At 45.6% G+C, this 14,305-nt stretch carries 11 protein-coding genes; all 11 read left to right on the top strand.

The genetic code is table 11. The features are described from left to right. Positions 1 to 40 precede the first annotated feature (40 nt). Positions 41 to 919 (top strand): ThuA domain-containing protein, encoded by an 879-nt coding sequence (locus DB520_RS13895; protein ID WP_114750341.1) that lies wholly within the window; start codon positions 41 to 43, stop codon positions 917 to 919. A gap of 22 nt (positions 920 to 941) precedes the next feature. Then, on the top strand, positions 942 to 2,363 hold the full coding sequence (locus DB520_RS13890) for a Gfo/Idh/MocA family protein (RefSeq protein ID WP_114750340.1): 1,422 nt from the start codon (positions 942 to 944) through the stop codon (positions 2,361 to 2,363). A gap of 20 nt (positions 2,364 to 2,383) precedes the next feature. Beyond that, positions 2,384 to 3,541 carry a mannonate dehydratase gene (gene uxuA / locus DB520_RS13885; RefSeq protein WP_114750339.1) on the top strand — a complete coding sequence of 386 codons (1,158 nt, stop codon included), beginning with the start codon at positions 2,384 to 2,386 and terminating at the stop codon, positions 3,539 to 3,541. A 315-nt stretch (positions 3,542 to 3,856) separates the two neighbouring features. Next, positions 3,857 to 5,992: a carbohydrate binding family 9 domain-containing protein gene (locus DB520_RS13880; protein ID WP_114750574.1), complete on the top strand. Its 2,136-nt coding sequence runs from the start codon at positions 3,857 to 3,859 to the stop codon at positions 5,990 to 5,992. Positions 5,993 to 6,084: 92 nt separating this feature from the next. Beyond that, positions 6,085 to 7,137, top strand: coding sequence for an isocitrate/isopropylmalate dehydrogenase family protein (locus DB520_RS13875; RefSeq protein ID WP_114750338.1), 1,053 nt, complete (start codon positions 6,085 to 6,087; stop codon positions 7,135 to 7,137). A 3-nt stretch (positions 7,138 to 7,140) separates the two neighbouring features. Continuing rightward, positions 7,141 to 7,782, top strand: a complete 642-nt coding sequence (locus DB520_RS13870; protein ID WP_114750337.1) for a cyclase family protein — start codon at positions 7,141 to 7,143, stop codon at positions 7,780 to 7,782. 2 nt (positions 7,783 to 7,784) lie between these two features. After that, positions 7,785 to 9,170, top strand: coding sequence for a four-carbon acid sugar kinase family protein (locus DB520_RS13865; protein WP_114750336.1), 1,386 nt, complete (start codon positions 7,785 to 7,787; stop codon positions 9,168 to 9,170). After that, a complete protein-coding gene (locus DB520_RS13860; protein WP_114750335.1) occupies positions 9,167 to 10,210 on the top strand; it encodes a Gfo/Idh/MocA family protein in 1,044 nt (347 codons plus the stop codon). Before DB520_RS13865 ends, DB520_RS13860 begins: the two co-directional genes overlap by 4 nt. A 91-nt stretch (positions 10,211 to 10,301) precedes the next feature. Further along, positions 10,302 to 10,958, top strand: coding sequence for a GntR family transcriptional regulator (locus DB520_RS13855; protein ID WP_114750334.1), 657 nt, complete (start codon positions 10,302 to 10,304; stop codon positions 10,956 to 10,958). A 151-nt stretch (positions 10,959 to 11,109) separates the two neighbouring features. After that, positions 11,110 to 12,405 (top strand): MFS transporter, encoded by a 1,296-nt coding sequence (locus tag DB520_RS13850; RefSeq protein WP_114750333.1) that lies wholly within the window; start codon positions 11,110 to 11,112, stop codon positions 12,403 to 12,405. Positions 12,406 to 12,415: 10 nt separating this feature from the next. After that, on the top strand, positions 12,416 to 14,083 hold the full coding sequence (locus tag DB520_RS13845) for a DUF5060 domain-containing protein (RefSeq protein ID WP_157972082.1): 1,668 nt from the start codon (positions 12,416 to 12,418) through the stop codon (positions 14,081 to 14,083). Positions 14,084 to 14,305 lie beyond the last annotated feature (222 nt).

Genomic DNA, 14,305 nt, shown 5'->3' with positions numbered 1-14,305 from the left:
AACTTACCAGTAGCTTTAGCAATAAATAAACGGAAAGAGAATGAAACATAAAGTTGGAAAATCAATTTATTGTTTAGTTTGTGCTCTAATATGGATCAGTTGTGGATCCTCTTCAGATTCCAAGGAAGGTGAGATTGGAGACTTAAACGGCCTTAAGGTGCTGGTATACACCAAGAACGGGGAGGGGTTTGTTCATGATAATATACCCTATGCCGTTCAATGTGTGGAGAAATTGGGAGAAGAATACGGTTTTCAGGTGGAAGTGTCGGATGACCCTTCCATTTTTGAAGAAGAAAAGCTCAAGGACATAGACTTGATGGTATTTACCAGTACCAACAACGAAGTGTTTGACACGGACGCACAGCGTTTGGCCTTTAGGAGATATATGCAGGCAGGGGGGGGGCTAGTAGGCATCCACTCTGTGGTAGGTACTGAAAGGAACTGGACTTGGTTCAAGAGGATGGTTGGTGGCAGATTTGTATGGCACCCCAAGTTCCAAGAATTCACGATCACCAAATTGGACCATTCCCATCCCACAATGGAAGGTGTGCCCAACCTTTGGCAAAAGGAGGACGAATGTTATTTTATGCAGGAACTTTACCCTGGCATTAATGTGATAATGGCCCATGATTTGGAAACCCTCAACAAAAATGAAGAAGAAAAAATAAGGGATCATGCAGGACCTTTCGATAGGTATTATCCTGCAGTTTGGTTTCATGATTTCGATGGTGGTCATGTTTGGGTGACTGCTCTTGGGCATCATATCAAAGACTATGAGGATCCGACTTTTGTAAACCATATCTATCAAGGTATCAGGTATATAGGTTCCAAGGTGGATGGCAGGGACTTTGATAAGGCATATGCCACAGACAGGGATAGCCCTATAGATTTCGAAAAAACTAAAGTAGAACTAAAATAGGTAACTAATAAATTGCTCACTCATGAACACTAATAAACCCTCCAAAATTTCCCGTAGGGGCTTTATGAAGTCCACTACAAAGGGAGCCTTGGCGGCTTCTTTGGCTGTAACAGGCTTTCCTACCATTGTGCCCGCATCTGTCCTGGGCAAAAATGCGCCAAGTAACAAGATCCAAATTGGGCAAATCGGTTTTGGGAGGATCGCAAGAGGACATGATCTGCCCGAAACCATGAAAAATGAGGTGGCACGCGTGATTGCTGTGGCAGATGTGGACAGCAAGAGAGCCGAATGGGGTAAGGAATGGATTGAGGAGCAATACGCTAAAAAGACCGGCAAATCCGACTACCTGGAGGTAAAAACATATGATGATTACAAAGAAATGCTCCAGAGGAAGGACATAGATGCCGTGATCATCAGCACACCGGACCATTGGCATGCACAGCCTGCTATGGAGGCTGCATTACAGGGTAAAGACATCTACATGCAAAAACCCACTTCCCTTACCATAGGGGAGGGCAGAGTGATGAGTGACTTGATCCATCGTACCGGAATCATTTTCCAAATCGGAAGCCAACAGCGATCGGTAAATCCCTGGCCTCAATTTAAGAGGGCTTGTGAATTGGTAAGAAATGGAAGAATTGGGGAGGTAAAGAAAATAGTAATCGGTCTTCCAGGAGACCCTCCCGGGGGGAGCAAAGAGGAAATGCCGGTTCCATCAAACCTAAATTACGACATGTGGCTCGGATCCACCCCATACGTCCCCTATACCCTGGATAGGGTGCATTCTCAGGACAATTTGAATGACAGGCCTGGTTGGCTGCGATGTGAGCAATTTGGCGCGGGAATGATCACGGGCTGGGGAGCCCATCACCTAGACATTGCACATTGGGGAATGGGGACAGAATTTACAGGCCCTATAGAAATCGAGGCAAAAGCAGACTTTCCCACCGAAGGCTTATGGGATGTACACGGGGATTTTGAGGTCACTGCAAAATATGCCAATGGGGTCACCATGTTGGTAAGTGGAGAGTATCCGAATGGAGTGCGCTTTGAAGGAACAGATGGATGGATATTTGTGGCAAGGGGGAATGTAGGGGTGACTGCTTCAGATCCTGTGGCAGGGAGCAAACCCAGCGACTCCTTTAAAGCCAGTGATCCCAAGATACTTACCTCTGAAATTGGGCAGGAAGAAATTCACTTGTATGAAAGCGAAGAGCATCACAAAAACTGGTTGGATTGTATCATCAGCAGACAGCAAACCATCACCCCTGTAGAGGTGGCACATCGGTCATGTTCTGCCTGCCTTATTTCCCATATTGCCATGAAAGTCCCAAGGAAACTATACTGGGACCCGGTCAGGGAGCGGTTTAAAAATGACGATGAGGCCAATGCCATGGTAAGCAGGGCACAACGCCACCCTTATGGAGTGAATAACGTAATATAAGTATTTTACCCAGCAAAAGTATGTCGCTTATAGAGAGTTGGCGTTGGTTTGGTCCCAATGACCCAGTAAGTTTGTCCGATATCCGGCAGGCCGGAGCCACATCCGTGGTTTCTGCCCTTCACCATGTGCCCCATGGGGAGGTTTGGACAAGGCAAGAAATAGAGCAAAGGAAGAAGATAATCACAGAAGCAGGATTGGAGTGGTCCATTGTGGAAAGTGTGCCAGTGCATGAAGCCATCAAAACGCGAAACAAAGATTGTGAAAAGTACCTTGAGAACTACCGGGAATCCCTGAGGAACTTGGCGGCAAATGGCATACATACCATTTGCTACAACTTTATGCCGGTATTGGATTGGACCCGTACGGACCTCAATTTTCGGCTTCCTACTGGAGCCATAGGATTGCGGTTTGACTGGACGGATTTGGCCGTTTTTGATGTAAAGGTTCTGGAAAGAAAAGGTGCCGACAGGGATTACCCCAGGGAGGTTCTACAAGAGGTTCCTTTTAGGTTTTCCCAGATGGGGTCGAAAAGGTTGGAGGAATTAAAGGAAATTATATTGATGGGAGTGCCCACCGAAAAGGGTATAAGTGTAGAGACCTTGAGGGAAAGTATATCCATCTATGAGGAAATTGGCAAAAAGGGTCTTAGGGAAAACTGGGCCTATTTTATGCGGGCCATTCAGGATACCTGTGAAGAGGAGGGACTAACCATGACCATGCATCCGGATGATCCCCCATATGCCATATTGGGTTTACCTAGGATGGTCTCCAACCTGGAGGATTTATTGTTTTTAATACAGGAGATACCTTCTGCTCATAACGGCATCTGCTTTTGCACGGGTTCATTGGGGGCTGGGGTAAATAATAATTTGCCGGAAATACTGGAGAAAGTTGGGCATAGGGTACACTTTGCCCATTTAAGGAATGTGGAAAAGGACATGATGGGAAACTTCCATGAATCCGATCACCTAGCAGGCGACGTGGATATGGTGAAGATAGTAAGGCAACTTTTGGCCCTCAGCAAACAGAGGGGAGCGTCTATTCCATTCCGTCCCGACCATGGGCACCAATTGCTGGATGACTTGGGCAAAACCGTCAATCCAGGATACCCCGCCATTGGTCGCCTTAGAGGACTTGCAGAGCTGAGAGGAGCCATTTATGGCTTGGAAAAGCTTTAATTTTGTTATCTCGGGTGTCATTTTATTAAGAAGAAGAAATCAGTGTCGAATTAGGAATGACAGATTAGGAGTATTAGTTAGTTAAGATCTTATTTACTAATTCTGAAATCAAAAATCATCAAACCAAAAAGTAGGTAATTCCCAATTCTCCCTACTGTGTCCATTTATCATTTTTTATGCCATATTGATCAAATTTTTGCCTATATGTTAAGATATTCTGGCAATTAATGACATTTTTGTATCCAAATGGTAGGTAAGTTATCGGAAAAGACATGTTTGGCCTTTTGGTTGGTTTTATTTTGCATTCCGAAACAGGTGGATGCCCAAAACACCCCTGAAATCCACGCCTACCGCTTACAACCTGAAGACCAGATACGGCTGGATGGCAGGTTGGACGAGGATTTTTGGGAGAAAGTGGAGGCAGCAGACGGTTTTTTGCAACAGGAACCCCTGGAAGGGAGGCCAGCCACTGAAAGGACCGAAGTGCGCATTGCCATTGATGAGGAAAACATGTACATAGGTGCCTGGTTTTATGACAGCGAACCAGACCGTATCAAGGCTTTTCAGCGAAGGAGGGATGCAGAGTTGGACACCGATGACCGATTCGTGTTTATTTTAGACACCTACAATGACCAGCGCCAGGCCTATTATTTTGAAGTAAACCCCTTGGGGCTGATGGGGGACGGGATACTTCGGACAGGTCAGGGAAGCGAGCTCAACAGGGCTTGGGATGGGATTTGGAGAGCTTGGGTGACTAGGGACGATAAGGGGTGGTATGCAGAGATCCGCATCCCGTTTATGACCTTAAATTTTGATGCCAAAAAAGAGACTTGGGGAGTGAATTTTTTGAGGACCATTCGTAGGAAAAATGAAGAAACACTCTGGACGGGGTTTGAAAGAAAAGCGGGGATAGAACGGCCCCAAGACGCAGGTAAATTACACGGCATGCGAAAAATAACCCAGGGATTGGGTGTGGAGGCTATTCCTTATGCAATCACCTCACAATCCAATTCCAGGTTTGATCCCGAAGGTGAAAGTACACAGGAGTTTTCTTATAACGCAGGGGGTGAAGTAAACTACAACATATCCCCAAATCTCAAGGCAGGAGTGACCATCAATACTGATTTTGCCGAAACCGAGGTGGATGACCGGCAAGTGAACCTCACCCGTTTTCCTTTGTTCTTTCCAGAACGCCGAGATTTCTTTCTTCAAGGGGCTAATGTCTTTGTGTTCGCTCCCTCGAGTAACCCAAACCCCTATTTCAGCAGAAGGATAGGACTTAGGGATTTTGAACCTGTACCCATCAGTCACGGAGGAAGGCTTATTGGGAGGATTCGCGAAACAGATGTCGGATTGGTCCATGTACGGACCGGTGAGCAAGGTGGGATCCCCGGCGAGAACTTTACAGTGGGAAGGGTGCTGCAGAATATTTCAGATGAAAGTACAGTAGGGGCAATTTATACCAGAAGGGCCATGGATGGAGACAGCCTGCCTGTGCAGGAGACCTATGGGGCAGACATAAACTTAAGTACTTCCAGGTTTTTTGGAAACAAGAATTTTCAGTTTGAAGCATTTTTTGTAGGGCATACCCCTACTTCATTTAAGGATACCACCGACCAATGGGACAGGTCTGTGCGCGGTTTTAGGTTTAATTACCCCAATCAACCCTGGGATGCCCATGTTTCTTACAGGGAATTTGGCATCAATTATGACCCTGCCGTTGGCTTTGCACCCAGGGTAGGGTTCAGGAGGGTGCAGCCTTCCGTAACCTATAACCCCCTCTTGGAGAACAGCAAGGTGATTAGAGAATTGAGTTGGCAGTATTACTTTGAATACCTGATGATGATGGATTGGAGGCCTGCCACTGTCAACCATAACATAAGGTTTTTGGGAATCCGCATGGAGTCCGGCGATGAAATATATTTTAATGTGCATAGAAACTTTGAGTTTTTGGACTTACCCTTCGATATCCTTAGGGATGGTGAATTTGTAGTGGATGTGGGTAATTATGTCAATTATGGCTACTCCGTAGAGGCCAGCACCGCTCCTTTTAGAAGGGTTGGGGGTCAGATTTCCTATATGGATATAGGTTTTTGGACTGGGAGGCAGACCAGTGTTATGGCCAATTTTTTCCTTCGTCCATTTATTGGGCTTAATATGACCGGAAGTTGGGAGCATAGCCAGGTTGACCTAGTGGAGGGAAGTTTCAATACACACCTTTTCCGTTTGATCAGCAGCTATGATTTTTCCCCTTGGGTGTCCATTAATTTCAATGTTCAATACGATAATGTGACCCGATTCTTGGGTACCAACACCCGCTTTATTTGGGTGATAGACCCTGGAAATACTTTTTTTATAGTGCATAATCACAATTGGCAAGAGTTTAACCAAAGGCTAATCACCATGGAAACCCAATCTACGATTAAACTCAGTTATACTTTTCGCTTTTAGGGTTTAGAAAAAAAAACGGGCAGAATCCTTTCAATTGTGGATATAATTTTTAATTATTGTATACCGTATACAGATTAAAATTAACTTAACTAATGGAAAATTACAAATTGGCCGTAGTACCTGGCGATGGAATAGGGCATGAAATAATTCCAGCAGCCTTAAATGTGCTGGAAGCAGTATCTTCAAAGCATGGATTTGGGATAAGCTATGACTTTTTTGAGTGGGGTGCAGGAAGGTATGAAAAAGAAGGTGCATTCATGCCTGAAGACGGTTTGGAAACACTGAAAAAACATGATGCAGTTTATTTCGGCGCAGTGGGCCTTCCCAGCGTGGATGACACCCTCCCGGCTAAGTTGTATACTTTCAGGGTGAGAACAGCCTTTCAGCAGTATGTGAATTACCGACCTGTTAAGCTTTTTAAAGGCTTGGAAAGCCCCTTGCGAAACAAGGGGGTAGCAGATATTGATTTCGTGGTCATTAGGGAAAACAACGAAGGGGAGTTTGTGCAATCAGGAGCAATGTTTCGTCCAGAAAGTCCTGAGGGATTGGCCATGGATACCAGTATCTTTACCCGCAAAGGCATAGAGCGTATCGCCCATTATTCTTTCAAACTGGCGCAGAAGAGGAGGAAAAAAGTAACCAATGTAACCAAGTCAAATACCCTTATCCACTCCCTTAAGTATTGGGATGCCGTCATTGAGGAGGTGTCGGCATCCTATCCGGACGTAGAATACGTGAAAATGTACATTGACAATTGCAGTGCGAACTTTGTGTTGCACCCCGAGTACTTTGACGTGATTCTTACCACCAACCTATTTGGGGACATCCTGAGTGACCTTGGAGGTGGAATTATGGGTAGCCTTGGTTTAGGTGGGAGTGGGAATATCAACCCTGAAAAGGATTTTCCTTCTATGTTTGAGCCCATACACGGTTCTGCTCCGGACATAGCAGGAAGGAACATTGCCAATCCTGTGGGTACCATCTGGTCTGGAGCCCTGTTGCTGGAGCATTTGGGCCAAAAAGCCGCTGCGGAAAATATTGTGAAGGCAGTAGAAAGAGTATTTGAAACCGGGCTAAAAACAGTAGATTTGGGAGGAAAGGCGAAGACAGATGAGTTTGCCCAAAGAGTAGTAGAATCCCTTTAACCTATGGAATGGATAGACCTTACCCAAACTGTATCTTCTGAAATGCCCGGCATTGCTATTAGGGCTGCCAAGACGTTAGAAAAAGATGGCTGGAATGCGAGGACGGTAGAACTATATACCCATGCAGGAACCCATGCAGATGCCCCTGTTCATTTTGGCATGCCTGGTCCTTCTATAGATGAAATGCCTTTGGATAAGCTTATTGGCGAATGTTGGGTGGTCAATATCGAAGACATAAAAGAAAAGGAGCTGATCACCTTGTCCCATCTGGGTGGAATAGCTGAACAATTTAGGGAAGGGGAGGGTTTGCTCCTTAAATCTGGATGGAGTAAATTAGCTATTTCGAACCCTAAAAAATTCAGGGATGAACTCCCCCGCATCAGCGAAGAATTGGCCAAATGGTGTGTGGAACGCCAGGTAAAAATGTTGTTGGTGGAAGCTCCTTCGGTGGCTGATGTAAACAATTTAGAGGAAGTGACCCGTATTCACAGGGTATTATTTGGAGGAAAGGTTTTTATCGTAGAAGGGGTTTGCAACACTGCTGCCCTGACTACTCCAAAGGTGGAAGTTATTGTGATGCCCCTAAAATTAAAAGATGGCGATGGTGCTCCAGCAAGGGTTATCGCCAGAACTATTAATCCTTGAAAATGGATAAGGCACGTTTATTGGAAAGGCCACATACGGCCGAAATCGCCGCTCTTTTTAAGCGACTGGACTGCACCTTGGTGGTGGTAGATGATGACCCCACCGGAACTCAAACGGTCCATGATGTGCCAGTGCTGGGCCACTGGTCAGAACAAGCCTTTTTAGACGAGTTCAAAGTAGGAACGCCTCTGCTTTTTGTTTTGGCCAACACCAGGAGCCTAACACAAACAAAGGCCATGGCCAGAGCAAGGGAAATCGGGCAGAACATCAAAAAAGCCTCAGAGCAAATAGGCAGGAAGTTTTTGACCGTGAGCAGGAGTGATTCCACCTTAAGAGGGCATTTTCCGGAGGAAGTATACGCCCTTACCGAAGGTGCCGGACAATCGGATTTGCCAATTATCCTTACACCTGCATTTTTTGAAGGGGGTAGGGTCACAATGGATGACACACATTATATTTTGGAGGAGGATACCCGGATTCCGGTTGCGGAGACGCCTTTTGCCAAGGACAAAAGTTTTGGCTACTCCCATTCCAACTTGAAGATGTGGACAGAGGAGAAAACCAAGGGCAAGGTGAAAGCGTCGGAAGTAAAAAGCCTTTCTCTTAGTCAAATCGCCTCCGGACAGGAGCTGATAGCTAATGTCTTAAAGCAGTTAAAGCCAGGGGAAGTATTGGTACTTAATGCAGCCAACTATACCGACATGGAAGCATTTGTGTTGGCCTTACACAAAGTTTTGATAGAGGGAAAGCGATTTGCCTTTAGGACAGGGGCTTCTTTTGTATGTGCCTTTGGTGGTATTGGTCCAAAGCCATGGGTTCCTGAAACCCTTCCAAACCCCTCTCATGGAGGGCTAGTGGTGGTAGGGTCCTATGTGCCAAAGTCCACCCGTCAACTGGAGGAATTGTTGAAGGCAGAAGGACTATTTGCGGTTCCCCTTTCGGTAGAACGTATAATACATGATGCCAACCCATTGATCAATGAAATTGACAGTTTTGTTGATCAGCTGGAATCCAAAATCAATCAGGGTATTACCCCTGTGGTCTATACAAGCCGGGAGCTGGTTAGCGGCTCGACCTCGGATGAAAGCCTAGCCATAGGGGAAAAGGTCAATGATTTTTTGGTGACACTCGTGGAAAGGCTTTCCGTACAGCCCTCCTTTATTATCGGTAAGGGAGGAATCACTTCCAATGACTTGGCAGTAAAAAGCCTAAAGATGAAAAGAGGAATGGTAGTGGGGCAGGTACTGGCAGGTGTTCCGGTGTGGGAACTTGGCACCGAAAACAAATTTCCCTCTACTCCTTATGTGGTTTTCCCCGGCAACGTGGGAGATGACAAGGGCTTGTATACAGTCTATCACCATTTCAATCAAACCCGAACCAGCCTATGAGCACTTTGAAAGGAGTGATGGTGGGGGCAGGCTATTTTAGCCAGTTTCATGCCGAGGCCTGGCAACGCAGTGATTTGGCCAGCATTGTGGCCATATGCGATCAAGAACCTGCCAAGGCAAAGAAAATAGCCCAAATCTATGGTATTCCCAGGGTCTATACGGATGCTATACAAATGTTTTCCAAAGAACAACCCGATTTCGTGGATATTGTAACCCCCCCCAAATCCCATTATTCCCTGATTGCACAGGCTTTGGAACTGGGTATTCCTGTGATGTGCCAAAAACCGCTTGCGGACACCTTTGAGGAAGTTCAGGAAATAGTTTCTTTACTTGAAAACCATCCCAATGTCCGCTTTATGGTTCACGAAAACTGGCGTTTTCAGCCTTGGTACAGGGAATTGAGGGCCCTGAAGGAGCAAGGGGTGCTTGGTGAAAAAATATTCCACCTTGCTTTTCGCATGCGTACCGGCGATGGCTGGGGTGAAAATGCCTATAAGGACAGACAGCCTTATTTTAGGGAGATGCCCAGGCTTTTGGTTCATGAGACTGGGGTTCACTTTGTGGACACCTTTAGGTATCTGGAAGGGGAAATCGAGGAAGTATATGCCCAATTGCGGACCCTAAACCAGGGAATAAAGGGGGAAGACAGTGGCTTGATATTGTTCAATTTTGCCTCCGGTGCCACAGGGCTATTCGATGCAAGTCGGTATAATGAACCTTACCACAATAACCCGAGATTTACCTTTGGACAAATGCTCATAGAGGGGGATGCTGGCAGTGTACAATTGGACAACGAAGGGTACTTGTGGATTAAACCCCTAGGTAAGGCGCCTTATAAACACCCTTTCGAACCGAGTTTGGAGGGTGTATCTGGGGATTCCGTGTTTGCTTGTCTGAATCATTTTGCCAATAACCTGATTTCCGGAGAAGAGTTTGAAACCTGTATGGAGGACTACCTTAAAACCCTTCAGGTGGTGGAAGCCATTTATCGCTCCCAAAAAGAAGGCAAAAAAATCGCTCTCGAAAAAGTGTTTAATTAAAAGAAAATGGTAGGTTGAATGTAAAAATGTTTATATTTCAAAATGTATACTGTATACATGGGTGAATTTATAGTAACTTAAACTTTTTACCATGCTAAAAAACGATGAATTGGGCTTGCAAGCCTACAGGGAGATAAAGAAAATGATATTGAACGGTAGCCTGGAACCCGGACAAAAAATTGTGCAGGAAAAGCTTGCTGCCAAGATGGGAATAAGCAGGACACCACTTAGGGTAGCGCTCCAAATGCTGGAGGCTGAAAACCTGATAGAACCCAAGTCCAAATCCGGCTACCAGGTAAGGGACATGGAGGATTCCGAAATTCTGGAAATTTTTGATTGCCGTATCGCACTGGAATCTGTGGCCGCTTGGCTGTTGGCCAAAAACTTGGGTGCAAAGGAAAAGCAAAAGCTAAAGGGTTTTGCCGAAGGGTTTTTGGAAGAGAGCAAAGGCGTTCAGAAAAAATACAAAAGCACGGATACCCAGTTCCATAATTTCATCGTGGAGAACTGTGGGAACACCTATTTATGGAAACTGTTTCAGCAGGGCAATCTTATTACTTACATTGAAAGAATAGGGCTGATTCGTCCTCCCGAATTGACTTTACAAGACCATTTGGAAATCATAGATGCCATTTTAGACAAAAATCCAGATGCCGCGGAACAAGCGATGAAAAGGCACCTGATGCATTCCAGAAAAGTGATAGAAGAAAAAATCAAAAACAAGGAAAAGTTGATTTCCTCCAATTAGAGGTGATTAGGCTATGACACCATTTCTGACCACAGGCAGGCATGACGCGAGCGACAATCGGGGGGATTATTAAGTTTGCGAGATTCCCCCGAAGCGAGTTCGGGGCGGGCTGGGGCAGGCTATATGGCCTTTAATAAAAAATCATGATGATATGAAACAACATAGACCCAAGCCCCTAATACCCAGTAGATACTTTATGGTTTTGGGTACCTTTTTGCTGGCCCTTCTGATGTATGTGGATAGGATAGGAATTTCGGTTGCCAAAGGCCCTATGACCGAGAGCTTGGGGCTCAGTGACAAGCAATTTGGGTGGGCACTGTCGGTTTTCGCTCTGGGATATGCCCTTTTTCAAACTCCCTTTGGCATGCTGGCCGACCGCTTCGGCCCAAGAAAGATACTCACCGCTGTCGTAAGTCTATGGTCCATCTTTACCGCGCTTACTGGTGCGGTTACCCAGTATTTTTCCCTGATAATAGTCCGGTTCTTATTCGGAGTGGGGGAGGCTGGAGCCTATCCGGGTATTGCCAAGGGGGTATATCTCTGGATACCCATCAGGGAAAGGGGAGTGGTAAATGGAATAAACTTCTCTGGTGGAAGATTTGGTGCCGCATTTTCATTACCCCTTATTGCCTTTATTCTGGATTTGGTGGGTTGGAGGGCCACTTTTTTCATTCTTGGATTGGTGGGTATCCTATGGGCTACGGCATGGTACCTTCTTTTCCGGGACAAACCAGAAGACCATCCCTACGTGTCTGCCTATGAAAAGGAGGAAATTCTGAAGGCCAGGGGGGAAGTAAAGGAAGAAAAAAAGGCCGGATCCAAAGTAGCCTTACATTCCATGCTGCACTCCAAAAACATGTGGCTGGCCATGGGGCAATATTTTGCAAGCAATTTCACCTTCTTTTTCTGCCTGACCTGGTTGTTCCCACATTTGCAGGAACAATATAATCTGGCCGCTGTAGAAGCAGGGTTTTATTCCTCCTTGCCCTTGATAGCCGGAGGGTTTGGGAACATGGTTTCAGGATGGATGGTGGATGCCATCTACAGAAGGGGATACTTCAGATGGTCCAGAATACTGCCGGCAATATTGGGATTTGGCCTTGCAGCGGCGGGACTTATCATTAGCCTATTTGCACAGGATGTTGTCATCGCAATTTCCTTTTTGTCCATGGCGGTTTTCGGAGCCGACATGACCCTTAGCCCTTCCTGGACTTTTTGTGTGGATATTGGAAAAGCTCATTCCGGTGCCGTTTCTGGTACCATGAATATGGCAGGAAATATTGGCTCTTTTCTCACCGCCCTTGCATTTCCCTATTTGAGGGAATGGACGGGGTCGGTGACTCCTTTTTTTATTCTGGGTGCCGTATTGAACATATTGGCCATTTTTATTTGGCTTAAAATGAAACCGGATGTTCCTATTTCCTTTGAAACTAAATCTACCACTTAATCCGACAAGAATGTTCTCATCAATCATTGCGAGGGGTATAGTATTAGGAGTTCTGCTGCTGAATTGTACCTATTCTTCTTTCGCTCAAATCAACAGTTCTGAATTCAAAAGAAATGCAAGCTATAGTGTCGAAAAATGGCAGGTAAATGATGTCCGGTTTAAGGGGAAATTAAGCCGGGACACTAATCCCTTTCAGGTGGTGTTTGGTGCGGTTTATACCGGTCCCAAAGGTCAGGTGCAAAATGTACCTGGTTTTTATGACGGCGATAACGAATGGGTGACTCGTTTTTCCTCCAATGTGGAAGGGAAATGGTCTTTTGAGACGTATTCCTCCCTTTCTTCCCTAAGTGGGCACAAGGGTGAAATCAGCATCACCCCAAATACCCGAGAACATCAGCGCGGTGCCGTAATCGTAGACCCGGAAAATCCGCAGGCCTTTATCTATGAAGACGGGACGTCCCATTTTATGCTTGCCTTCGAACTGGATTGGCTATTTGCCTTGGATTATGATAATGCCGAGGCGATACCCCGGACGGAACAAATCCTGGGCCATGTGAAGGAAAACGGCTTTAACCACGTGGTGGCCAACATTTATGCGTATGACGTGGGTTGGAAAGTGGCCGAGGATGTTCCGGAAAGGTACTTTTTTGGAAAGCCGGATTATACCGCTTGGGAAGGGACCAATGAGGACCCTGAATTTGAAAGACTGAACTTGAAACTCTTCCAGCACTGGGACAAGGTGTTGACCCATATGCAGGCCAAAGGCTTAGATGCCCATCTGATGATTTATGTGTGGAACAAACTGGTTAACTGGCCGGAAATGTATGATCAAGGGGATAACCTTTACTTTGATTATATCATTGACCGGTACCAGGCTTTTAGCAACGTGATATGGGACGTGTCCAAGGAGGCATTGGATTACGACAGGGCAGACCCCACCTATATTATTGAACGCATCGAAAGGATTAGGAAAAGGGACAGTTTTGGACGTCTGCTTACTGTACATGATTATGAATTTAATTCCCGAAATGCAGAAAAGGTGGACTTTGTGTCCATACAAAGCTGGAGATCCGATCTGTATTCCCTCATGATGAGGGGCAGGAGGTTTCATGCGGACAAACCGGTGGTTAACATAGAACATGGAGGCTATGAGGAAGGTCCCTATCGTTCTTTTGTTGGCAATTACACCAGTCCGGAAACATGTTTGGTCAGGACCTACGAGTGTGTGTTTGCCGGCGTGTATGGGTCCTATTATTGGCAAGATGCTGCTTGGAACATAGTCATTTATGACCCTTTTGAGGATTCCCATGATTTTGATGCTCCCCGGTTTGATTATTACAAGCACATGTCCGAGTTCTTTTCGAAATATGATTTTAACTCTTTTACCCCCAGCTATCCAAAAATCACCACCAATAGCAAACATGGAGAGGACAATTTCGCTACCAATGGATATACCTTATATAATGAGAAAGGCACCTATTTGATGTTTATCCCTGCGGTAAGCGAAAGGGTGGCCGCCGTACTTCCTGAACCTGAAAGTGGAAAACTTAAGGTTACTTGGTTCAACATTTATACGGGGGAGTACCAGGAAGCTGGAAGCAAAACCTGGTTTAACTGGATAGAATTAATCAGTCCTTGGGAGCATACCGATGCTGTGCTAATTATTGAAGAGGAATAGTTTTGTGTTTACCCTAAGTGCATTTGTGGTTTTAAAAATTATATGAGCCTGACATTCGGGAAGGTTTGGAGGGGAAAACTTAATTTAGGTACCTTTTGGCCATTGCAAATGGCCAATTGATGTCTTGTTTTTTGAACAAAGATTACCGATAGGTGGGTGTAGTGGCATACTACACCCAGCCGTGCACTAGGCGTAGTTTGTAACTACGCCTTTCTATCCTCG

Origin of the sequence: Pleomorphovibrio marinus (genome assembly GCF_003347495.1) — a bacterium.
Classification (GTDB): domain Bacteria; phylum Bacteroidota; class Bacteroidia; order Cytophagales; family Cyclobacteriaceae; genus Pleomorphovibrio; species Pleomorphovibrio marinus.
This window is presented reverse-complemented; position numbering and strand designations above follow the sequence as displayed.